Below are 20,810 nucleotides of genomic sequence, written 5' to 3' on the forward strand. Positions count from 1 at the left end.
GTCACTTCCTCCGCAGGGCTGCGACCGCGCCGACCAGGCCGGCCGCGCCGAGCACGGCCGCACCGGCGTAGCTCGCGGCACGGTGCCGGATCATCCAGATCTGCGGCGTCATCGTGTGCGCGCGGTCGCTGAACAGGCCGCGGGCGCCGTGGTCGCCGGGGACCGGCTCATAGACGTTGTTCGGGAGCATCGGCTCCTTCTTGTCCGGTGCCTGCTGGCCGTCGAAGGCGCTGCGGGCCAGGTACCAGTCCATGAAGGCGCCGGCGAAGCGGTCGCCGAGGATGGTGCCCGCCGTCGGCTCGCCGACCCAGGTGCGCCGGCGCGGCTTGTCGGCGACGTCGGCGATCGCGATCGCGCCCACCTCCGGCTCGTAGATCGGCGGCACCGGCTGCGGGTGGTGCGGCAGCTGCGACTTCACCCAGTTGAACTGGATCGTGTTGAGCGCCGGCATGTCCACTTCGGAGAGCCGGATCTTGCTCTTGGAGTGCAGCAGCTCGGCGGTGACCGCCTCGGTGAAGCCGCGCGCGCCGAACTTCGAGGCGCAGTACGCGGCCTGGAGCGGGATGCCCCGGTGCGCCAGCGCCGAGCCGACCTGGATGACGTGGCCGCGGCCGCGCGGGGTCATCCGCGAGAGCGCCGCGCGGGTGCCGTTGACGAAGCCGAAGAAGTTGACCGCGACGGCGCGCTCGAAGTCGGCCGGGTCGGTCGAGAGGAACTCGCCGAAGACGCCGACCATCGCGTCGTTGACCCACAGCTCGATCGGCCCGAGCTCGGCCTCGACGCGGTCGGCGGCCGCCTCGACGGCCTCGCGGTCGGCGACGTCGGTCGGGACCGCCAGACCGCGGCGGCCGGCCTGCTCGATCTCGGCGAGGGTCGCGGCGAGTCCGTCCTCGCCGCGGGCGAGCACGGCGACGTCCCAGCCGCGCGAGGCCAGCTCGCGGACGGTGGCGCGGCCGAGACCGGCGGTGCCGCCGGTGACGACGGCGACGCCGCGGCTCATGCGCGGGCTCCGGCGGCGGGGGTGCGAGGGTTCTGCGTCATGGTCGAGCTCCTTCGTGAGGGCGGCGGCGTGCGTCGTTCCACGGTAGGCCGCGCGGCAGGCGCGCCGCGCGGGGTTGCGCCTCATCGGTGGGAGCATCGCGGCAGGACGCCCCTGGGGAGGAGCTTCCGACCCTCTCGATCGGTCCAGCGACCGTCCAGACGGCATCCAGACGGCAGGGCCAGACTGACCGCCGCCGCTCCCCCCGCGACCCCGCCCTCGACGACCGGATCGACCCATGAACACACTCCTCGGGCTCAGCCTCGTCTCCGGGCCGGTGGTGATCGCGGTGTACGCGGTCTCGGGTCTCGCCCTGCTCCTGCTGGTCCTCGCCTTCGCGCGCTCGGCCCGCCGCGGGCGCCGCCGCCGCCTGCTCCTGGCGGCGATCGTCCTGCTCCTGGGCCTGGTCGTCGGCTGGGCTCTCGGCGGCCTGCTCGGCGGCACCGGTGGACTCTTCGGCGTCGACTTCACCCCCGTCACGCGGGTGTGGATCGGGCTCGGCCTGGGCGGACTCGCCGTGGCGCTGATCGTCCTGGTGCACGCCCTCGTCCGCCGGCGCGGCCGGCGGGTGCTGGCCTCGGCGCTCGTCGGCGTCCTCGTCGTCGCGACCGCTGCGATGACCGTCAACATCGACTTCGGCCAATACCCCACCGTCCGCAGCCTGCTGGGCATCAGCGCCTACCCGACGGTGGCCGACCCGATCGCGACACCCGCCGGCGAGCACGCCTCGCTCGACACCTGGACCGCCCCGGCGGGGATGCCGACCGCGGGCAGCGTCACCAACGTGGCGATCCCCGCCACGCAGTCGGGCTTCCCCGCCCGGGACGCCGTCGTCTACCTCCCGCCCGCCGCGCTGACCGAGGACCCGCCGCTGCTCCCGGTGATGGTGATGCTGTCCGGCCAGCCCGGGTCGCCGTCCGACCCGCTCGCGGTCGAGCACCTGCAGCAGACGCTGGACACCTACGCGGCCGCGCACGCCGGGCTCGCCCCGATCGTGGTCTCGCCCGACCAGCTCGGCGACCCGACGGCGAACCCGATGTGCATCGACTCGCCGCTCGGGAACTCCGCGACCTACCTGACCGTCGACGTGCCGAACTGGATCCGCGCGAACCTGCCCGTGCTCGGCGACGCGCAGCACTGGGCGATCGGCGGCCTCTCCCAGGGCGGCACCTGTGCGATCCAGCTCGGCGCCGGCTACCCGCAGCTCTTCGGCAACATCGTCGACGCGTCCGGCGAGCTCGCGCCGACACTCGGCGACGACGCCACGACGATCCAGAAGGGCTTCGGCGGCGACGCGGCGGCCTACGAGGCGGCCAAGCCCGCGGCGATCCTCGCGAAGAACGCCCCCTACAAGGACTCGTTCGCCGTCTTCGGCGTCGGCGCGAACGACACCTCGTTCCTCGCCGGAGTGCAGACCCTGCACGCCGCCGCGCAGGCCGCCGGGATGGACACCACCTACCTCGAGGTGCCGGACAGCGCGCACGACGCGACGGCCTGGTCGACGACGTTCGACAAGGGCGTCGAGCTGCTGACGGCGCGCTGGAACCTGGTCCCGGCGTCGTAGCGAGTGGAGGAGGAAGAGACCGACGTCCTTGCGGCAGGCGGGTCTCGGTACGCCCCTGCGGGGCTACTCGACCAGCATGCGGGGCCGCGGACCCGCCCGCCGAGGCGTCCTTGGACGGTCGAGACGTCCAGGAGCAGTGGGACGCCTCGACGTTTCGAGGACGCCTCGGCGACGCACCTCATGCTGATCGAGTAGCCCGCCGAGCGGGCGTATCGAGATCCACCAGCGCCAGAACTCGGGTCTGCAGACCCACTCTGTTGGGGACGGTGGGTTTCGATACGCCCCTCCGGGGCTACTCGACCAGCATGAAGCAGAGGGCATGCCCCTCTTGTCCGTGCGCGGAATCCATGTTGATCGAGTAGCCCGCGCAGCGGGCATATCGAGATCCACCAGCGTCAGAACTCGGGTCTGCAGACTTGCCCTGCTGAGGACGGAGGGTCTCGATACGCCCCTCCGGGGCTACTCGACCAGCATGGAACGGGGGCATGCCGGTCTTGTCCGTGCGCGCAATGCATGCTGATCGAGTAGGCCGCGCAGCGGGCGTATCGAGATCCACCAGCGTCAGAAGCCGAGTCTGCAGACCCGCCCTGCTGACGACGGAGGGTCTCGATACGCCCCTGCGGGGCTACTCGACCAGCATGAAACGGGACGTCACGCGTCCTCGCCCTCATCACCGGGACGCGAAGCGGCTCCGCCGCTCGATACGCCCCTGCGGGGCCGCTAGGCGCGGGTCGCCGCCGCGACCGCGGCCGCCACTCCCCCGCCCCAGGGCGCGCCGTGGCCGGGCAGCACCCAGGTGGCGCCGGTCGGCAGCAGGCGCTGCAGCGAGGCGAGCGCCTGCTCCGGCTCGTCGGTGAACGGCGCCGGCGCCGGCCCGGTCGCGCCCGTCAGCACGTGCCGGGTGGTGAGGCCGTCGCCGACGAACACGGCGTCGGCGAGCGGCACGTGCACCGCGATGCTGCCGGCGGAGTGGCCGGGCAGCCCGATGATCCGCGGAGCACCCGGGAGGTCGAGCGTCTCGCCGTCCCGCACCGTCACGACCTCGGTCAGCGGAGGCACGCGCGCGCCGCCCTTCCGCAGGAAGTAGCCGAGGAAGCCGACGAGCGCGCCGAGCTTCATCGACTGCTTGCCGTTGGCGGGCTTCTTCCCGCCCTTCGCACGCTCGGCGTCGGCCTCGTGCACGAACACCGGCACGCCGTGCTCGCGCCGGAGCCGCTCGGCGAAGCCGATGTGGTCGGAGTCGCCGTGGGTGAGCACGACTCCCCTGATGTCGTCAACGGAACAGCCGATCGCCGTCAGCTCGGCGAGCAGCTCGGGCCAGAGCCGGGGCAGACCGGCGTCGATGAGGGTCACGCCCTCGGGCGTGTGGACGAGGTAGGCGGCGACGATGTCCGAGCCGATGCGGCGGAGGTGGGGGGCGAGTTCCATGATGGCTACGGTAGCTAGCCATCATGGCTACTGTCAATAGCTATAGTGGAGGGCATGCCCACTCCCGAGCGCACCTCCCTCGACGCGATCGTCCGCGCCGCCGCCGAGATCCTCGAGGAGGAGGGGCTCGCCGGCGTGACGATGCAGGCCGTCGCGCTGCGCGTCGGCGTGCGCGCCCCCTCCCTCTACAAGCGCGTCGAGGGCCGCGACACCCTGCTCCGCCTCGTCGCGGAGGCGGCGCTGGGCGAGGTCGCCGCGCGGGTCGAGCCGCTCGAGGACGCCGAGGAGCTCGCCGACGCCCTCCGCGCGTTCGGTCGCGAGCGGCCCGCCGCCTTCCTCCTGGTGATGGCGCCGGCGCCCGGGACCCCGGTGGCCCGGCAGGAGTTCCGCGACGCGGCGAGCGCCTCCGTCCTCCGCGTCGCCGCCGGGCTCGCGGGCGAGGAGCACGCGCTCGAGGCCGCGCGCACCCTGACTGCCTGGGCGACCGGCTTCGTCGGCATGGAGATCAACGGGGCGTTCACCCTGGGCGGCGACGTCGAGAGCGCCTGGCGCTTCGGGCTGAGCCGGGTGGTCGCGGCACTGCAGCTCGCGGCGCTGGAGTCGGCGGAGCTGGAGCCGGCGGAGCTCAGCGCGCCGACGTCTCGTCCTCGAGGAACCGCGGCCGGCTCGCCGCGATCCCGCTGACCAGCAGCACGACGAGGCTCGCCAGCAGGAAGACGTAGGAGCCGGTCCAGCTGCCCTGCGCCTCGTAGATCAGCCCGATCAGCAGCGGCCCGGCGCAGGCGAGCGCGTAGCCGAGGCCCTGCGTCGCTCCCGAGAGCACCGAGGAGCCGGCCGTGCTGCGGGTGCGCGCGTTGACGAGGGTGAGGGTCATCGGGAAGGTGCTGACGCCGAGGCCGAGGCAGACCACCCAGACGACCGCTCCGGCCAGCGGCGCGACGAGCAGGCCGACGTAGCCGACGGCGAGCAGCGCGACGCAGACCACCACCACGATCGACGGGTTCCGCATCCCGAGGGTCAGCGGTGGGACGACGAAGGCCGCGCCGAGCCCGAAGATCGAGAAGAGGGCGAGCAGGGCGCCGCCCTGGGCCGGGTCGGCGCCCGCGTCGACGAGGATCGTCGGCAGCCAGGTGATGATCGCGTAGGTGTTCAGCGCGGTCGTCCCGAGCATCAGGACCATCGCCCAGAGCAGGCGGGTGCGCCAGGCGCCGACGAGCGGGGTGGGCGCGGCGGCCGCGGCGGCACCCGCTCCGCCCTGCCGCGCGAGCGCCGCCCAGAGCAGGCAGGCGACCGCGGTCAGCGCCGCCCAGACGCCGACGGCGAAGCGCCAGTCGACGGCGGAGGCGAGCGGGACCGCCACGAGCGGAGCGACGAACTGACCGGCCTGGAGCAGCGCGAGGTAGAGCGAGCTGATCGCCTTCAGCCGGTCGGCGAAGTAGCGCTTCACGATCGGCACGATCAGGACGTTCGAGGTCCCGACCCCGGCGAACGCGACGACCGAGGACAGCACCAGCGCGAGCGGGCTCGGGCTGAGCGCGCGGAGCACCAGCCCCGCGGTGGTCACCAGCGTCGCCGCGGCGAGGGTGCGCTCGAGGCCGAAGCGGCGCGCGGCCCCGGCGGCGACCACTCCGAAGACAGCGAAGGACGCGGTGACGATCGTGCCGAAGGCGCCGTAGAGCGAGGGGCCGAAACCGAGGTCGGCGCCGATCGTCTCGAGCAGCGGGCTGAAGCCGGTGACGGCGGTGCGGAGGTTGAGCGCCGTCATCACGATCGCGGCGAGTGCGAGGAGCGCGGTCCTCTGCGGGGTGACGACGGTGGACGTCATGGCGGCCTGCCTAGGTAGGATGATGGGATGAATCCCGCCGAGCCTAGCGCGCCGGAGCCAGGCGCGGTCGATCCGCGCGCCCCGGAGCCGTTCCGCCGCGAGAGCGTCATCGACCACGTCACCGCGCTCTTCCACGAGGAGATCCGCTCCGGCCGCTGGGCCGTCGGCGCGCGGATCCCGGTCGAGGCGGAGCTGGTGCGCTGGACCGGCGCGGGGCGCAACTCCGTCCGCGAGGCGGTGCAGACGCTCGTGCAGTCGGGACTCGTGCGGCGGGAGCAGGGGCGCGGCACCTTCGTGATCGCGCGCTCGCAGCTCACCACGTCGCTCCGGAGACGGCTGCCGAGCGCCGAGCGGCGCGACGGCCTGGAGCTGCGCTTCGCCATCGACGGGGCGACCGCGGCGCTGGCGGCCGAGCGGCGGACCGCGGAGGACGTCGAGACGCTGCGGGCCCTGCTCGCCGCGCGCAGCCGCTCCTGGGCGGGCGGGGACCTCGCCGAGCGGACCGCGACCGACACCGCGCTGCACCGCGCGGTCGTCGCGGCCACGCACAACGCGCTCTTCCTCGAGCTCTACGACGGGCTCACCGGGCTGTTCGAGACGGTGCTGCAGGACGACGTCGTCGGCGAGGAGGACCGGCACGCCCGCGAGCACGCCCTGCTGGTCGACTCGATCGCCGCCGGCGACGCGGCCGGGGCCCGGCGGGCGATCGAGGAGCTGCTGGCGCCGCTGCTGGAGCAGGACGGCGCGCAGAACATCAGCTGAGAGGCCTCGTCATCGGCCATCGGCGATGAGTCGTGCTGTCAGCCGACGTTCTGCGGGCTCAGCGCTGCGGACGGCGCGTCGACCATAGCGCCCAGGCCACCAGCAGCGGCTGGAAGACCAGCCGGACCGCGCGCTTGCGATCGGTGTCGAGGCCGAACGCGCTGGTCTTCGTGACGTACTGCGAGACGTTGCCGGGGAAGATCGCGGTGAAGAAGGCGGCGGCGGCCGCGCCGACCAGCGGCGCCCGGCGGCGCGCGAGCACCAGCGACGCCCCGAGGCCGATCTCGACGACGCCCGAGGCGAGCACGACCGTGTCCTTGTCCAGCGGCACCCACGCCGGCACCTGCGCCTGGAACTCCTCGCGCGCGCGCGTCAGATGGCTGACGCCGGCGAAGACGAGGGCGGAGCCGAGGAGGACCTTGGCGCCGGTGCGGATCAGAGACGGGGTGGAGGAGGCCATGCCTCCATCGTTCCCGATCGAGCGAGCCGGAGTGCCCGGCAGCGCCCGAACCGCACGGATGTGCCGTGTCGGAGGCCCGGCCTAGTCTGATCGGGTGTCAGACCGCATCCTCGTCCTCACCACCGGCGGAACCATCGACAAGGAGTACTCGCTCGCGGGCGAGCTCGAGATCGGTGCGCCGACGATCCCGCGCCTGCTCGAGCCCGTGCTCTCGACGCTCGAGTTCCGCGTCGAGGAGGTCCTGCGCAAGGACAGCCTCGACCTCGACGACGCCGACCGCGCGCTGATCCGCGAGCGCGTGCTCTCTGCCGAGGAGGACCGCATCGTCCTCACCCACGGCACCGACACGATGACGCTCACGGCCGAGGCGCTCGGCGCCGTCCGCGACCGGGTCGTGGTGCTGACCGGCGCGATGCAGCCCGCGCGGATGCGCGACAGCGACGCCGCCTTCAACCTCGGCGCGGCCGTCGCGGCGGTGCAGCTGCTGCCGCCGGGCGTCTACCTCGCGATGAGCGGGCGGGTGCTGCCGGCCGGCGCGGTCGTCAAGGACCGGGCGGCCGGGATCTTCCTGCCGGCCTGAGCCGCGAGACTCGAGGCGGCCGTCACTCCGCCGCCGCGACCGCCCGCGTGCACTCCGCGCACAGCCCGAAGACATCCACGACGTGGTGCGCATCCGTGAAGCCGTTCTGCGCCGCGACGGTGCGCGCCCAGGTCTCGACCGCGTCCGCCGCGATCTCGACGGTCAGCCCGCAGCGCCGGCAGATCAGGTGGTGGTGGTGCGTGCCCGGAGTGCAGGCGCGGTAGAGGCTCTCGCCGTCCGGCGACTGCAGCGAGTCGGCCTCGCCCTCGACCGCGAGGTCGGACAGGGCGCGGTAGACCGTCGCCAGGCCGATCGGCCAGCCGGAGGCGTGCAGCGCGCTGTGCAGCCCCTGCGCGCTGACGAAGTCCTCGCGCTGGGTGAGCGCCTCGCGCACCGCCTCGCGCTGCCACGTGTTCCGCTTGACCACCGGTCCGCCCTCTCGTTTCACGACCCGCGCCACGCTATACCCCCGCCCCGACCGCGACCGGCGAGCGCCGGCGCGAGCGCCGCACGCCCTTGCGGCCGATGATCCGGCAGACGACGTAGATCGCGAACGAGATCGTCGTCACGTAGGGGCTGATCGGCACGGAGCCGCCGAGCGCGAGCAGGATCCCGCCCACCAGCGCGCCGACCGCGAAGAGCACGCTGAGCAGCGGCACGAGCACCGGCGACGCCGAGATCCGCAGCGCCGCGGCCGCCGGGGTGACCAGGATCGCGAGCACCAGCAGCGACCCGACGATCTGCACCGACACCGCCACGGCGAGGCCGAGCAGCAGCATGAAGACGATCGAGAGCGCCCGGGTCGGGATGCCGCGCGCGGCCGCCACGTCGGCGTCGACGCTCGCGAAGGTCAGCGGGCGCCAGATCAGCGCGAGCCCGATCACGACGACGACCGAGATGGCGATCAGCCAGCCCAGCTGCGGGTCGTCTACCGCGACGATCTGGCCGGTGAGCAGGCCGAACTTGTTGGCGCTCCGGCCGGGATACAGCGCGAGGCAGAGGATCCCGAGGCCGAGGCCGAACGGCATCAGCACGGCGATGATCGAGTTGCGGTCGCGGGCGCGCGAACCGAGCAGCCCGATCAGCAGCGCCGCGACGAGCGAGCCGACGATCGAGCCCTGCACCACGCCGACGCCCAGCAGCAGGCCGGCCGAGGCGCCTGCGAAGGACAGCTCGCTGATCCCGTGCACGGCGAAGGCCATGTCGCGCGACATCACGAAGACGCCGATCAGCCCGCCGACGACGCCGAGGACGGCGCCCGCGATCACGGAGTTCAGCAGCAGCGCGAGCAGCGCGCCGTAGTCGGAGAAGTCGAAGATCTGCGACCAGACGTCGTCGCTCATGCGCGCTCCTCCTCGTGCTCGTGCACGTGCGAGTGGTCGGGGGCGCCGACCACGATGACGCGGCCGCGCGCGCGGATCACGTCGACCGGCGCGTCGTACAGCTCGCTGAGCACCTCGGAGCGCAGCACCTCGTCGGGGGTGCCGATCCGGAAGCGGCCGCCGGCCAGGTAGAGCACCCGGTCGACCATCCCGAGCACCGGATTCACGTCGTGGGTGACGAAGAGCACGCCGAGGTTCCGCTCGCGGCGGTGCCGGTCGATCAGCTCGCTCACCGCGCGCTGGTGCGCGAGGTCGAGGGCGATCAGCGGCTCGTCGCAGAGCAGCAGGGCCGGGTCGCCGGCCAGCGCCTGGCCGACCCGGACGCGCTGCTGCTCGCCGCCGGAGAGGCTGCCGATCGGCGCGTCGGCGTAGTCGGTGGCGCCGACGGAGGCGAGCAGGGCGTCGACCTGGGCGCAACGGGAGCGCGAGGGCAGCGGCAGGCCGAAGCGGTGGCCGTCGATGCCGAGGCCGATCAGGTCGCGGGCGCGCAGCGGGGTGCCCTCGTCGGCGAGCTTCTGCTGCGGGATGTAGCCGATGCGGCGGTTGCCCCGGTGCACGGGCTCGCCGAGGACGCGCAGCTCGCCGCTGCTGAGCGGCTGCTGGCCGAGGACGGCGCGGAGCAGGCTGGTCTTGCCGGAGCCGTTCGCGCCGAGCACCGCGACGAACTCGCCGGCCCGCACGTCGAGGTCGACGCCGCCCCAGAGCTCGCGGTCGCCGAAGCGCAGACCGGCGCCGCGCAGCTGCAGCACGGACGCCGAAAGGCCCGCCTCCGAGGAGGCGGGCGCTGACGACGGACCGGGTGGGGTCGAGGAGGGTGGCGTCACGACGAGAGGGCTCCCTCGAGGGCGTCGAGGTTGGCGGTCATCCAGGTCACGTAATCGTCGCCCTCGGGCAGCGTCTCGGTGACGCCGACGGTCGCGATGCCGGCCGACTCCGCCGCGTCGAGCACGGCCTGGGTCTGCGAGCTCTCGGTCTGCTCGTTGAACACGAGCGCGTCGACGGTGCCGTCGGAGAAGAGGGCGAGCGTCTCCTGCAGCGTGGTCGCGGGGACGTCGGTGCCCTCCTCGACCGCCTCGCTGAACGCCTCCGGAGTCGCGTTCACGAGCCCGAGCGCGTCGGTCAGGTAGAGCGGGACGGGCTCGGTGATGGCGATGGAGCGGCCGCCCAGGGTGCCCTTGAGCTCGGCCTCGCGGTCGATCAGGGCGTCGAGGGAGCCGCCGAGGGTCTCGGCGTTGGCGGCGTAGGTGGACGCGTTGTCCGCGTCGATCGTGGACAACTCGTCGGCGATCGTGGTGACCATCTCGCGGACGGCGGACAGGTCGTACCAGACGTGCTCGTTGTAGTCGGCGTGCTCGTGGCCGGCCTCGTCGTGATCGGCGTCGGCGGCTTCGTCCTCGTGGTCGTGCTCCTCCTCGAGCCCGGCGACGACGGTGGCGGTGATCACGGGGGCGGTGGAGCCGGAGGCGTCGATCATGGTGTCGACGAACGCGTCGTAGCCGCCGCCGTTCTCGATCACGAGCGCCGCGTTCGAGAGGGCGAGCTGGTCGCGGGCGGTCGCCTCGTACTCGTGCGGGTCCTTGTCCGGGCTGTCGATGATGCTCGTGACGTCGACCAGGTCGCCGCCGATGCTGCGGACCAGATCGCCGTAGACGTCGGTCGACGCGACGACGGCGACCTTCCCGCTGTCGGCGGAGGCGCCGGTCGAGGAGGCCGTGCCGGAGCACGCCGAGAGGGCGAGCGCGGTGCTGCCGAGCAGCGCGACGAGGGCGAGGGAGCGGGTCTTCACGGGTGAGCCGATCTGAGTCTGGAGGAGCCGGGCTGGAGCCGGGTGGTCGGGTGCTCACACGGTAGCGACTATTGATAACGATTGTCAAAGTCAGTCCGCGACCCGTCGTCGTCGTCGCGTCGTCCGGCGTCACGAGCGGTCACGGGTCGTCGCATTCCGCGGGCGGCCGCTCCCGGCTGCCACAGTCGCCGCACCACCCCGCGATCGCCGCACCGTCCGCGATCGCCGCATCCGGAGAGGAACCACCGTGAGCACCACCGCACCGTCCCCGACCCTCGACAGCCCGTCCTCCACCGATCGGCCGTCCGCGACCGACCGGCCGCCACTGGCCGACCGCTGGTCGAGCACCCCGCGACCCGCCACTCCCGCCGAGTGGATCGCCCGCGCCGAGGAGGCCGCCGCCGTCCTCGCCGTCGACGCCCTCGAGCGGGACCGCGCGGGCGCGGCACCCTTCGCCGAGGTCGCGCTGCTCAAGAGCGCCGGCCTGGTGACCCTGCTCGGCCCCGTCGAGCACGGCGGCGGCGGTCAGGAGTGGACCGTCGCGCTCCGCGTGATCCGCACGATCGCCCGCGCCGACGGCTCGATCGGCCAGCTGCTCGGCTACCACTACCTCTGGGCCTGGGCGGCGCGGCTGGTCGGCACGCCCGAGCAGATCGCGGCGGTCGAGCGGCAGGCGACCGAGGGGAACCTCCTCTACGGCGGCGCGGTCAATCCGCGCGACTCCGATCTCACGATCCGCGAGGAGGGCGACGAGCTGGTCTTCACCGGTCGCAAGTCGTTCTCGACCGGCGGAGTCGTCAGCGACCTGACCGTGCTCGAGGGCGTCCTCGAGGGGACGGACACGCACGTCTTCGCGATCGTGCCGACCGCCCAGGACGGCATCGTCTTCGGCCGCGACTGGAACAGCCTCGGGCAGCGCCTCACCGAGTCGGGCTCGGTCGAGATCCGCGGGGTGCGCGTGCCGTGGGCCGCGGCGGCGGGCTTCGTCGACCGGGTGTTCCAGCCGCTGGTCTACAACACCCTCAACGTGCCGACCATCCAGCAGGTGTTCGCCGAGTTCTACCTCGGCATCGCGCAGGGCGCACTCGAGCGGGCCGCGCAGTACACCCGCGAGTCGACGCGGGCGTGGCCGTACGGCGGCGACGACAAGGCCCGGGCGAACGAGGAGTGGTACATCCTCGAGGGCTACGGCGATCTGCAGTCGCGCCTGTGGGCGGACGAGGCGCTGATCGACGCGACCGGCGCCGCCCTCTCGACCGCGCTGCACGCGCCGCGCGAGGAGCTGACCCCGCGCCGCCGCGGCGAGATCGCCGTGCGGATCGCGGCCGCGAAGGCGCGGATCGTCGAGGACGGCCTCGCCGCGGCCACCCGCGTCTTCGAGCTGACCGGCGCCCGCGCCTCCTCGAGCTCGGTCGGCCTCGACCTCTACTGGCGCAATCTGCGGACGCACTCGCTGCACGACCCGCTGCCGTACAAGCGCCGCGAGGTCGGCGTCTACACGCTGCTCGACGAGGTGCCGGAGCCGAGCTGGTACACCTGATCGGCCGCGGCACGGCCGGGGTCAGATCAGGCCGTGCCGCCGGAAGGCCGCCAGGACGCCGTCCTCGCCGACGGAGGTCGTGACCTCGTCGGCGGCGGCGAGGGCCGCGGCTGAGGCGTTGCCCATCGCGATGCCGAGGCCCGCGGCCGCCAGCATCTCGACGTCGTTCGAGCTGTCGCCGATCGCGATCGTGTCGGCCAGCGGGTGGCCGAGCCGCTCGGCCAGGCGCACGAGCGCGCTGCCCTTGTCCACGCCGCGGACGCTGACCTCGCCGCCGGCGTCGCCGAGAGACGGGATCGTCCCGGTGATCACGTGGAAGCGCTCGCCGAGGCCCTCGCGGACGAGGGCGAAGGCGCTGCCGTCCTCGCCGAAGAAGGTCGCCTTGGCGATGCCCTCGGTCGGGACGGTGCCGTAGCCGCCGCCGACGCCTCCGCTCGTGTAGACGTCGTCGAACGACTGCAGCGAGTAGGCGATCCGGTGCGCCTCGAAGAAGCCGGCGATCGCCTCGACGTCCTCGGGCGCCATCGTGCGCGACTCGAGCAGGACGCCGTCGAGCTCGACGAAGCCGCCGGCCGCGGAGACGACCCCGTCGAAGCCGAGGTCGAGGACCTGCTGCGGGATCTCGGGGCGCGAGCGGCCGGTCGCGACGAGGACGAGGTGGCCGTTGCTCCGGGCGCCGGAGACGGCCTCGCGCACCGACGGAGCGACGACGCCCTCGTCCAGGAGCGTGCCGTCGACGTCGAGCAGGACCAGTCGGGTGCGTGTCACCCGCGGAGCCTACCGGCCGGGTCCGACGCTCTCGCCGCCCGGCCTGTGTCCCGGGCTCAGCCGGCGTCTCGAGTTCAGCCGGCGTCCCGGGCTCAGTCGGCGTCCCGGGCTCAGTCGGCGTCCCGGGCTCAGTCGAGCGTGCGCGGGGCCCGGTACTCCCAGGAGCGGTCCGCCTCGCCGATCGGCCGCAGCACCCGCGCCGGCACGCCGCCCGCGACGACCAGCGGCGGCACGCTCGCCGTGACGACCGCGCCCGCGGCCACCACGGAGCCCGCGCCGATCACCACGCCCGGCAGCAGGATCGCGCCCGCGCCGATCCAGACGTCGTCCTCGATCACGACCGGCGCCGAGAACTGCGTGCCGTCGCGCCGCAGCTCCGGATGCACGGGGTGCCCGGTGGTGCTGATGGTGACGTTCGGCGCGATCATCACCCGGTCGCCGATGACCACCTCGACGTCGTCGACGAGCGTCAGCCCGAAGTTCACGTAGACGTCCGCGCCGAGGCGGACCCGGCTGCCGTAGGCGACGTGCAGCGGCGGCTCGACCCAGGCGCCCTCGCCGACCGCCTCGAACAGCTCGTGCAGCAGGCGCCGGCGCTCGTCGACCTCGCGCGGGCCGGTGGCGTTGTACGCGTGCGCGAGCTCCTTGCCGCGGATCCGCTCCTCCTCGAGCGCGTCGAGGCCCTCGCCGGCGTCGACGTACAGCTCGTGGGCGTCCATCCGCCGGCGGACCTCGTGCTCGCGCGCGTCCATCGCGTCCCCTCTCGTCCGCATCAGCCTGGCACGGGGGGCGATCCCGGCCCCGTTGTACGGTGAGCGCAGCGAGCGGAGGAGGGGACATGGCGGTCACGCTGCACGACGTCGCCCGCGCCGCCGACGTCTCGATCAAGACGGTCTCGAACGTCATCAACGACTACCCGTACGTGCGGCCGGCCACTCGGGAGCGCGTGCAGGCGGCGATCACCGCGCTCGGCTACCGGCCGAACCTGGCCGCGCGGAGCCTGCGCCGCGGCCGCACCGGCGTGATCGGCCTGGCGCTTCCCGAGCTGAGCCTCCCCTACTTCGCCGAGCTCGCCGACAGCGTGATGCGCGCGGCCGATCCGCTCGGGCTGACGGTCCTGATCGAGCAGACCGGCGGCGACGCCGACCGCGAGCGCAGCGTGCTCACCGGGGCGCGGCGCCGGCTCACCGACGGCCTGCTCTTCAGCCCGCTCGGCCTCGGCGAGGGCGACGAGGACGCGCTCGCCGTCGACTCCCCGCTCGTGCTGCTCGGCGAGCGGATCTTCACCGGCCGGGTCGACCACGTCACAATGCAGAACGTCGCCGCCGCCCGCGCCGCGACCGCGCACCTGATCGCGGCCGGCCGGCGGCGCATCCTCGCGCTCGGCGCGTACGACGGCGGCGGCGTCAGCTCGGCGTCGCTGCGGCTCGAGGGCTACCGCGCGGCGCTCGCCGACGCGGGGATCCCCTTCGACGCCCGGCTGACCGGCGGCGCCGGGCCCTGGCGGCGCTCGGGCGGTGCGGAGGCGATGCGGCGCCTGCTCGACTCCGGCCTCGCCTTCGACGCGGTCTTCGCGCTCAACGACACCCTCGCCCTCGGCGCGCTGCGGGCGCTGCAGGACGCCGGCGTGCGCGTGCCGCAGGACGTCGCGGTGATCGGCTTCGACGACATCGACGAGGCGCGCTACGCGTCGCCGAGCCTCAGCAGCATCGACTCGGGTCGCGACGAGATCGCCCGGACGGCGGTCGAGCTGCTGCAAGCCAGGATCGACGGGACGCGGACCGGGCCGCCGGAGCTGCGCGAGGCGGCGTTCGCGCTGATCGCGCGGGAGTCGACGGCGGGCTGAGGCTCTGCGTCAGCGGGCCCCGGGTCAGCAGGCCCCGTGCCCGGGGGCGCCGGCTCGGCAGGCACCGGGTCAGCAGGCGCAGATCTCGCGGCGGATCCAGTCGCCGGCCTCCGCCACCGGCAGCTCGCCGCGGCGCAGCAGCCGGCTCCACTCGACCGCGCGCCCGGTGAGGCGGTCGTCCGCGGTGCCGCGGTGGTCGCCGCCGGCCGTGCGCATCAGCAGGTGCGCGAGCGGGCCGCCGAGGTGCAGCGTCGCGCCGGCCACGCCCGCGAAGTGCCGGGCCTGGCCGCGGGTGCCGTCGTCGTAGGGCTGCGCGAAGCCGCGGCCGCGGATCCGGTTGCTGCCGCCGGAGGCGAGGTCGAGGAGCCCGAGCGGCCACGGGCGGATGCCGGCGACCTCGCGGGCGACCCGGGCGAGGAGGGCCCGCGGTCGCGGCGAGGTCGCGGCGAGGGCGTCGACGCGGTCGGCGAGCGCGGAGCAGGCGTCGGAGGCGTTCACCCGCCCAGTGGAGCACAGGACGACTGGACGGCGGCGGGGAGCAGCGGTCTTGACACTCGCGGCTCCCGCCAGCACCATCGTTTCTACAACGTTAGAAACGACGGGCGGCGATCGCCGACGATCGCCCTCTCCGGCCCGGACCGGAGCCCGCCGACGCCTGGGAAGGGCCCCGCATGACCGACGCCTCCGCGACCGCCTCCGCCACCTCCACTGCCGCGACCGCTCGGGTCTTCCTCGACCCGGCCGCGGTCGTCGCCCCCGTGAATCCGCGGCTGTTCGGCTCGTTCGTCGAGCACCTCGGCCGCTGCGTCTACGACGGGATCTACGAGCCCGGCCACCCGACCGCGAACGAGGACGGCTTCCGCCTGGACGTCGTCGAGCTGGTCAAGGAGCTCGGCTCGACCACCGTCCGCTACCCCGGCGGCAACTTCGTCTCGGGCTACCGCTGGGAGGACGGCGTCGGCCCGCGCGAGGACCGCCCGCGCCGCCGCGACCTGGCCTGGCACTCCCTCGAGACCAACGAGGTCGGCCTGGACGACTTCGCCAAGTGGGCGAAGCTGACCGGCAGCGAGATCATGTACGCCGTCAACCTCGGTACCCGCGGCGTCCTCGAGGCGCTCGACGTCCTCGAGTACGCGAACGGCAAGGCCGGCACGTTCCTCGCCGACCAGCGCATCGCCAACGGCTCCCCGGAGCCGCACGACATCCGCATGTGGTGCCTCGGCAACGAGATGGACGGCCCCTGGCAGGTCGGCCACATGAACGCCGACGACTACGGCAAGCTCGCCTCCCGCACCGCCAAGGCGCTCAAGATCGCCGACCCCTCGCTCGAGCTCGTGATCTGCGGCTCCTCCGGCTCGTCGATGCCGACCTTCGGCGAGTGGGAGCGCGTCGTCCTCGAGCACGCCTACGACGACGTCGAGTACGTCTCCTGCCACGCCTACTACCAGGAGTACGACGGCGACCTCGGCTCGTTCCTCGCCTCCTCCGTCGAGATGGAGTTCTTCATCGCGACCGTCTCGGCGACCGTCGACCACGTCAAGCACAAGCTCCGCAAGACCAAGGACATCAAGCTCTCCTTCGACGAGTGGAACGTCTGGTACCTCCAGGAGTGGACCGAGAAGGAGAAGGCCGACGCCGAGGGCGACCAGAGCACCCGCGAGTGGGCCTACGCTCCGCGCCTGCTGGAGGACGTCTACTCCGTGGCCGACGCCGTCGTGCTCGGCAACCTGATGATCACGCTGCTGAAGAACTCCGACCGCGTCACCTCGGCGTCGCTCGCGCAGCTGGTCAACGTGATCGCGCCGATCATGACCGAGCCCGGCGGAGCGGCGTGGCGCCAGACCACGTTCTTCCCGTTCTCGACCACTGCGCGCCTCGCCTCGGGCTCGGTGCTCAAGCCGCGGATCGAGGTCGGGTCGTACTCGACCGCCCGCCACGGCGACGCGCCGCTCGTCGACTCCGTCGCGACCCTCGACGACGGCCGCGCGGCGATCTTCCTCGTCAACCGCTCGACGACCGAGGCCCTCGAGGTGACCGTCGACGTCAGCGGCCTCGGCGTCTCGACCGTCGCCGAGGCGGTCGGGATCTTCGACGAGGACGTCTACGCCAAGAACACCAAGGACGACCAGAACCGCGTCGGCCTCAAGCCCGTCGACGCCGTGCTGGCGGACGGCGTGCTGACGCTGACGCTCCCCCCGGTCTCCTGGACGGCGGTCGCCCTGACGGCGTAGCGGCGCGGGGTCTCGATACGCCGCTCCGCGGCTACTCGACCAGCATGATGAGGAGAGCTGCGCTCCCCATGCTGATCGAGTAGCCCGCGCAGCGGGCGTATCGAGATCCACCACCGTCAGGACGTTGAGTCTGCAGACCCGTCCTGCTGGTGACGGGGGGGTCTCGATACGCCCCTGCGGGGCTACTCGACCAGCATGACGCGGCGCAGCCGCGTCCTTTCCCTGACCACCGAGTCGCGAAGCGGCTTCGCCGCTCGTTACGCCGCTCCGCGGCTACTCGACCAGCATCATGCGCCGCACCTCTCGCGAGGCACGCCCGCTTTCATGCTGACGAGTAGCCCGCGCAGCCGGGCCGCTCCATGCTGATCGAGTAGCCCGGGCAGCGGGCGTATCGAGATCCCCCACCGCGAGCACCTCAGCGCAGCAGCGCCTCGAGGTCCGCGACTCCGCGCCCCGCGAGCGTCGGCCACAGCGTGCGGTCCGCGCCGGGCGCGAGCTCCGCGTCGTGCGGCACTCCGATCGCGCACGCCCCGGACGCGACGGCCGCCGCGAGCCCGGTCGGCGAGTCCTCGATCGCGACGCAGCGCGCGATGTCGACGCCCAGCGTCGCGGCGGCCAGCAGGTACGGCTCCGGATCCGGCTTGCCCCGCGACACGTCGTCGCCGGTGACGAGCGCCGCCAGCGGCACCTCCGCCGCGAGCGCGTCGACGACCACCTGCGCCATCACGCGCGAGGACGTCGTCACGATCGCCTGCCGCACCCCCGCCCGGTGAACGTCGCGCAGCAGCTCGCGCGCGCCCGGCCGCCACACCAGCCCCCGCCGCATCTCCGCGAGCACGTCGCGCTCGAGCGCCTCCTCCACCTCCGCGTCCGGCAGCGCGACGCCGGCGGCCTGCAGCGCCCGCACCGTCTGCTCCATCGTGCTCCCGATCAGCGCCAGCGCATCGGCGTGCGTCCACTCGCGGCCGAAGCGCGCGGCGAGCACCTCCTGCGCCCGCACCCACGCGGGCTCCGAGTCGACGATCGTGCCGTCCATGTCCCAGAGCACCGCCTCGAGCCCGGTCACTCCCTCGAGCCCGGTCACGACGCGACTCCCGTCGTGCGCCGCCGGCTGAGGACCCCCGCGAGCAGCACCGCGACGACTCCGGCGATCGGCACCACCAGGAGCCCCGCACGCAGTCCCGCGCCGTCGGCCACGAGCCCGACGATCGGCGGCGACAGCAGGAAGCCGAGCCGCATCAGCCACGAGACGATCTTCACTCCGGTGCCTGCGCGCAGCCCGCGGATCTCGTCGGCCTCGTGCATCGCCGCGGGGACCGTCGTCGCGAGCCCGAAGCCGGCGGCCGCGAAGCCGAGGATCGTGCCCGGAACGGACGGGAACGCCAGCGCCGCGCCCATCCCGAGCGCCGCGATCAGTCCGCCGACCCGCACCACGGTGCGCTGGCCGAAGCGGTCGACCAGCCGGTCGCCGATGATCCGCCCGACGAACTGCGCGCCGACCAGCGCAACGAACCCGTACGCCGCCACGGCCGCCGTCGCCCCGAGCGAGCCGCCGAGGTAGACCGCCGCCCAGGTCGACGCCGCGTCCTCGACGAGCGTCCCCGCGATCGCCACCGCGACCAGGGCCGCGAGCAGCAGCACCACTCGCGGACGGATCCGCACCCGCATCGCCGTCGCGGCGCCCGCCGACTCGGCGGTGGTCTCGTCGTCGCGCCCCGGCAGGAGGAAGCGCAGCGCGGTCAGCGAGACGGCCGCGAAGAGCACCCCCGAGATGCTCAGGTGCACCGCGCGGGGCAGGCCGAGCGCGATCGCCCCGGCCGCCATCGAGCCGCCGAGGACCGCGCCGATCGACCAGATCGCGTGGAAGGAGTTGATGATCGAGCGGCCGTAGCGGCGCTGCACCCGCAGGCCGTGGGTGTTCTGCGCCACGTCGGTGATGGCGTCGGTCGCGCCCGCGAAGGCGAGCGCGCCGGCGAAGACCAGCAGCGACGGCGAGAATCCGGCGAGCACCGTCCCGACCGCGGTGAGGATCGTGCCCAGCACGGCGGCCCGGCCGCTGCCGAGGCGGCGGATCACGACGGCCGCGGCGAGCCCGGCGACGATCGCCCCGGCCGGGAACGCGGCGATCGAGACTCCGTAGGCCGCGTTGTCGAGCGCCAGGTCGGCCTTGATCTCGGGGAAGCGCGGCACGAGGTTGGCGAAGAGCGCACCGTTGGTGAGGAAGAGCGCGGCGACGGCGGTGCGGGCGCGTCTCGACTCGGGAGACGGCGGCGCGAGGGCGGTGGACATGCGTACGACCGTACACGTGCTGTGTACGATCGTGCACATGGACAGCACCGACCACGTCGCCGACCACTTCGCCGGCGACGACCGCAGCAACCGCGAGCGGATGCTCGCGGGTGACCTCTACATCGCCGACGACCCCGAGAGCATCCGGCTCGCCCAGCGCGCGGTGCGGCTCGCCGACGCCTACCACCGCGCCGCGATCGCCGACGAGGCGGCCGCGCGCCCGCTGCTGGAGGAGCTGCTCGGCTCGCTCGGCGAGGACGCCTTCGTGAAGCCGCCGCTGTTCGTCGACTACGGCGAGAACATCACGATCGGACCGCGCACGTTCGTCAACTACCACCTCACCGCGCTCGACGTCGCGGCGATCACCATCGGCGCCGACTGCCAGATCGGCCCGAACGTGCAGCTGCTGACGCCGACGCACCCCGTCGAGCCCGGCCCGCGCCGCGCCAAGCTCGAGGCCGCGCTGCCGATCACGATCGGCGACAACGTCTGGCTCGGCGGCGGGGTCATCGTCTGCCCCGGCGTGAGCATCGGCGACGACAGCGTGATCGGAGCGGGCGCCGTGGTCACCCGCGACATCCCGGCCGGCGTGGTCGCGGTGGGCAACCCGGCGCGCGTGATCCGGAGCGTCACGGAGTGAGCGAGCCCGCTTCCGCCGCGCGAAGCCCGCGCCGCACCGACCCGCACCGCCGCGACCGCATCATCGACGCCTGCCTCGACGTGATCGCGGAGCAGGGCGTCGCCGGCACCTCGCACCGCCGCGTGGCCGCCGCCGCCGACGTGCCGCTGGGCTCGATGAGCTACCACTTCGCCGGGATGGACGAGCTGCTGCACGAGGCGTTCACCCGCTTCGCCGACTCCGTCGCCGAGCAGACCCTGCGGCGGATGACCGAGGCCCGCACCCCCGACGAGGCGCGCGAGGCCGTCGTCGACGTCGTCCTGCAGGACATCTTCGGCAGCCGCCGCGAGCTCGTGATCACCCACGAGCTCTACACCCTCGCCGCCCGGCGCCCCGAGTACCGCAGCATCACGCACAGCTGGATGGCCCGCTCCCGCGCCGCCCTCGAGCGGCACGTCGACCCGACGACCGCCCGCATGCTCGACGCCCTGATGGAGGGCCTCACCATCCACCGCGCCCTCGACGAGGAGCCGGCCGACGACGCCGTCGTCCGCGAGGCCGTCCGCCGCATCCTCGGCTGACCCGCGCACCCCTCCCCCTCCGCGAGATGCCACTTGTGCACGCTTCTCTCGGCGTGTCGCGTGCACAAGTGGCATCTCGCGGGAGGGAGCAGGGCGGGCGCGCGGGGTGG

General features: G+C 73.6%; 22 protein-coding genes. 9 read left to right on the top strand and 13 right to left on the bottom strand.

From position 1 onward, the window contains the following. Position 1: 1 nt before the first annotated feature. Positions 2–1,000, bottom strand: coding sequence for an SDR family oxidoreductase (locus HQQ86_RS06810; RefSeq protein ID WP_173250804.1), 999 nt, complete (start codon positions 998–1,000; stop codon positions 2–4). A gap of 277 nt (positions 1,001–1,277) precedes the next feature. Between HQQ86_RS06810 and HQQ86_RS06815 the strand changes: the two genes are divergently transcribed. Beyond that, entirely contained in the window at positions 1,278–2,603 is a 1,326-nt protein-coding gene (locus HQQ86_RS06815; protein ID WP_173287316.1) for an esterase family protein, read from the top strand. A gap of 720 nt (positions 2,604–3,323) precedes the next feature. Here HQQ86_RS06815 and HQQ86_RS06820 read toward each other — a convergent pair. Continuing rightward, positions 3,324–4,031, bottom strand: coding sequence for an MBL fold metallo-hydrolase (locus HQQ86_RS06820; protein ID WP_173287317.1), 708 nt, complete (start codon positions 4,029–4,031; stop codon positions 3,324–3,326). A gap of 54 nt (positions 4,032–4,085) precedes the next feature. Here HQQ86_RS06820 and HQQ86_RS06825 point away from each other — a divergent pair, with 54 nt between their 5' ends. Next, complete coding sequence (locus HQQ86_RS06825) at positions 4,086–4,715, top strand: TetR/AcrR family transcriptional regulator (protein WP_173287318.1); 630 nt, start codon at positions 4,086–4,088, stop codon at positions 4,713–4,715. Here the strand turns inward: HQQ86_RS06825 and HQQ86_RS06830 are convergent. Then, positions 4,657–5,856, bottom strand: coding sequence for an MFS transporter (locus HQQ86_RS06830; protein WP_173287319.1), 1,200 nt, complete (start codon positions 5,854–5,856; stop codon positions 4,657–4,659). The two genes, HQQ86_RS06825 and HQQ86_RS06830, sit on opposite strands and share 59 nt — an antisense overlap. 27 nt (positions 5,857–5,883) lie before the next feature. On the opposite strand from HQQ86_RS06830, the gene HQQ86_RS06835 reads away from it, so the two are divergent. Beyond that, a complete protein-coding gene (locus tag HQQ86_RS06835; RefSeq protein ID WP_173287320.1) occupies positions 5,884–6,618 on the top strand; it encodes a FadR/GntR family transcriptional regulator in 735 nt (244 codons plus the stop codon). A gap of 58 nt (positions 6,619–6,676) precedes the next feature. Here the strand turns inward: HQQ86_RS06835 and HQQ86_RS06840 are convergent, their stop codons facing one another. Next, positions 6,677–7,078 carry a hypothetical protein gene (locus HQQ86_RS06840; protein ID WP_173287321.1) on the bottom strand — a complete coding sequence of 134 codons (402 nt, stop codon included), beginning with the start codon at positions 7,076–7,078 and terminating at the stop codon, positions 6,677–6,679. Between the two features lie 94 nt (positions 7,079–7,172). On the opposite strand from HQQ86_RS06840, the gene HQQ86_RS06845 reads away from it, so the two are divergent. Then, the gene (locus HQQ86_RS06845; protein ID WP_123444686.1) at positions 7,173–7,658 is read left to right on the top strand and encodes an asparaginase domain-containing protein; all 486 of its coding nucleotides are present in this window, start codon (positions 7,173–7,175) and stop codon (positions 7,656–7,658) included. Between the two features lie 22 nt (positions 7,659–7,680). Here the strand turns inward: HQQ86_RS06845 and HQQ86_RS06850 are convergent, their stop codons facing one another. The 4 genes from HQQ86_RS06850 to HQQ86_RS06865 form a co-directional block, all read right to left on the bottom strand. Further along, positions 7,681–8,085: a transcriptional repressor gene (locus tag HQQ86_RS06850; protein ID WP_173287548.1), complete on the bottom strand. Its 405-nt coding sequence runs from the start codon at positions 8,083–8,085 to the stop codon at positions 7,681–7,683. Positions 8,086–8,119: 34 nt separating this feature from the next. Continuing rightward, positions 8,120–9,001, bottom strand: a complete 882-nt coding sequence (locus HQQ86_RS06855) for a metal ABC transporter permease (RefSeq protein WP_173287322.1) — start codon at positions 8,999–9,001, stop codon at positions 8,120–8,122. Then, positions 8,998–9,789: a metal ABC transporter ATP-binding protein gene (locus HQQ86_RS06860; RefSeq protein WP_367948584.1), complete on the bottom strand. Its 792-nt coding sequence runs from the start codon at positions 9,787–9,789 to the stop codon at positions 8,998–9,000. Before HQQ86_RS06860 ends, HQQ86_RS06855 begins: the two co-directional genes overlap by 4 nt. A 71-nt stretch (positions 9,790–9,860) precedes the next feature. Then, positions 9,861–10,826 carry a metal ABC transporter solute-binding protein, Zn/Mn family gene (locus HQQ86_RS06865; RefSeq protein ID WP_173287324.1) on the bottom strand — a complete coding sequence of 322 codons (966 nt, stop codon included), beginning with the start codon at positions 10,824–10,826 and terminating at the stop codon, positions 9,861–9,863. Positions 10,827–11,073: 247 nt separating this feature from the next. Here HQQ86_RS06865 and HQQ86_RS06870 point away from each other — a divergent pair, with 247 nt between their 5' ends. Beyond that, positions 11,074–12,366, top strand: coding sequence for an acyl-CoA dehydrogenase family protein (locus HQQ86_RS06870; protein WP_367948564.1), 1,293 nt, complete (start codon positions 11,074–11,076; stop codon positions 12,364–12,366). Positions 12,367–12,387: 21 nt separating this feature from the next. Here the strand turns inward: HQQ86_RS06870 and HQQ86_RS06875 are convergent, their stop codons facing one another. Continuing rightward, entirely contained in the window at positions 12,388–13,134 is a 747-nt protein-coding gene (locus HQQ86_RS06875; protein ID WP_173287325.1) for an HAD family hydrolase, read from the bottom strand. A 128-nt stretch (positions 13,135–13,262) separates the two neighbouring features. Further along, the gene (locus tag HQQ86_RS06880) at positions 13,263–13,886 is read right to left on the bottom strand and encodes a DapH/DapD/GlmU-related protein (protein WP_173287326.1); all 624 of its coding nucleotides are present in this window, start codon (positions 13,884–13,886) and stop codon (positions 13,263–13,265) included. An 86-nt stretch (positions 13,887–13,972) separates the two neighbouring features. Between HQQ86_RS06880 and HQQ86_RS06885 the strand changes: the two genes are divergently transcribed. After that, positions 13,973–14,980: a LacI family DNA-binding transcriptional regulator gene (locus HQQ86_RS06885; protein WP_173287327.1), complete on the top strand. Its 1,008-nt coding sequence runs from the start codon at positions 13,973–13,975 to the stop codon at positions 14,978–14,980. Positions 14,981–15,049: 69 nt separating this feature from the next. On the opposite strand, the gene HQQ86_RS06890 is transcribed toward HQQ86_RS06885, so the two are convergent. Continuing rightward, positions 15,050–15,478: a hypothetical protein gene (locus tag HQQ86_RS06890; RefSeq protein WP_173287328.1), complete on the bottom strand. Its 429-nt coding sequence runs from the start codon at positions 15,476–15,478 to the stop codon at positions 15,050–15,052. 173 nt (positions 15,479–15,651) lie between these two features. Here HQQ86_RS06890 and HQQ86_RS06895 point away from each other — a divergent pair, with 173 nt between their 5' ends. After that, positions 15,652–17,211 (top strand): alpha-N-arabinofuranosidase, encoded by a 1,560-nt coding sequence (locus HQQ86_RS06895; protein WP_173287329.1) that lies wholly within the window; start codon positions 15,652–15,654, stop codon positions 17,209–17,211. Positions 17,212–17,626: 415 nt separating this feature from the next. Here the strand turns inward: HQQ86_RS06895 and HQQ86_RS06900 are convergent, their stop codons facing one another. Next, the gene (locus HQQ86_RS06900) at positions 17,627–18,295 is read right to left on the bottom strand and encodes an HAD family hydrolase (protein WP_367948565.1); all 669 of its coding nucleotides are present in this window, start codon (positions 18,293–18,295) and stop codon (positions 17,627–17,629) included. After that, positions 18,292–19,500, bottom strand: a complete 1,209-nt coding sequence (locus HQQ86_RS06905; protein ID WP_173287330.1) for an MFS transporter — start codon at positions 19,498–19,500, stop codon at positions 18,292–18,294. Before HQQ86_RS06905 ends, HQQ86_RS06900 begins: the two co-directional genes overlap by 4 nt. A gap of 37 nt (positions 19,501–19,537) precedes the next feature. Between HQQ86_RS06905 and HQQ86_RS06910 the strand changes: the two genes are divergently transcribed. Beyond that, positions 19,538–20,140, top strand: a complete 603-nt coding sequence (locus HQQ86_RS06910) for a sugar O-acetyltransferase (protein WP_173287331.1) — start codon at positions 19,538–19,540, stop codon at positions 20,138–20,140. Beyond that, the gene (locus HQQ86_RS06915; RefSeq protein WP_173287332.1) at positions 20,137–20,700 is read left to right on the top strand and encodes a TetR family transcriptional regulator; all 564 of its coding nucleotides are present in this window, start codon (positions 20,137–20,139) and stop codon (positions 20,698–20,700) included. The genes HQQ86_RS06910 and HQQ86_RS06915 overlap by 4 nt, the downstream gene beginning before the upstream one ends. Positions 20,701–20,810: the final 110 nt, after the last annotated feature.

It is taken from the genome of Rathayibacter sp. VKM Ac-2857, assembly GCF_013205025.1.
GTDB lineage: Bacteria > Actinomycetota > Actinomycetes > Actinomycetales > Microbacteriaceae > Rathayibacter.

Excerpts from the sequence above, each read along its gene's own strand:
- HQQ86_RS06840 (WP_173287321.1), bottom strand. The coding sequence starts at position 7,078 with ATGGCCTCCTCCACCCCGTCTCTGATCCGCACCGGCGCCAAGGTCCTC.
- HQQ86_RS06895 (WP_173287329.1), top strand. The coding sequence starts at position 15,652 with ATGACCGACGCCTCCGCGACCGCCTCCGCCACCTCCACTGCCGCGACC.
- HQQ86_RS06820 (WP_173287317.1), bottom strand. The coding sequence starts at position 4,031 with ATGGAACTCGCCCCCCACCTCCGCCGCATCGGCTCGGACATCGTCGCC.
- HQQ86_RS06810 (WP_173250804.1), bottom strand. The coding sequence starts at position 1,000 with ATGAGCCGCGGCGTCGCCGTCGTCACCGGCGGCACCGCCGGTCTCGGC.
- HQQ86_RS06905 (WP_173287330.1), bottom strand. The coding sequence starts at position 19,500 with ATGTCCACCGCCCTCGCGCCGCCGTCTCCCGAGTCGAGACGCGCCCGC.
- HQQ86_RS06825 (WP_173287318.1), top strand. The coding sequence starts at position 4,086 with ATGCCCACTCCCGAGCGCACCTCCCTCGACGCGATCGTCCGCGCCGCC.
- HQQ86_RS06830 (WP_173287319.1), bottom strand. The coding sequence starts at position 5,856 with ATGACGTCCACCGTCGTCACCCCGCAGAGGACCGCGCTCCTCGCACTC.
- HQQ86_RS06910 (WP_173287331.1), top strand. The coding sequence starts at position 19,538 with ATGGACAGCACCGACCACGTCGCCGACCACTTCGCCGGCGACGACCGC.
- HQQ86_RS06880 (WP_173287326.1), bottom strand. The coding sequence starts at position 13,886 with ATGGACGCGCGCGAGCACGAGGTCCGCCGGCGGATGGACGCCCACGAG.
- HQQ86_RS06815 (WP_173287316.1), top strand. The coding sequence starts at position 1,278 with ATGAACACACTCCTCGGGCTCAGCCTCGTCTCCGGGCCGGTGGTGATC.
- HQQ86_RS06885 (WP_173287327.1), top strand. The coding sequence starts at position 13,973 with ATGGCGGTCACGCTGCACGACGTCGCCCGCGCCGCCGACGTCTCGATC.
- HQQ86_RS06835 (WP_173287320.1), top strand. The coding sequence starts at position 5,884 with ATGAATCCCGCCGAGCCTAGCGCGCCGGAGCCAGGCGCGGTCGATCCG.
- HQQ86_RS06855 (WP_173287322.1), bottom strand. The coding sequence starts at position 9,001 with ATGAGCGACGACGTCTGGTCGCAGATCTTCGACTTCTCCGACTACGGC.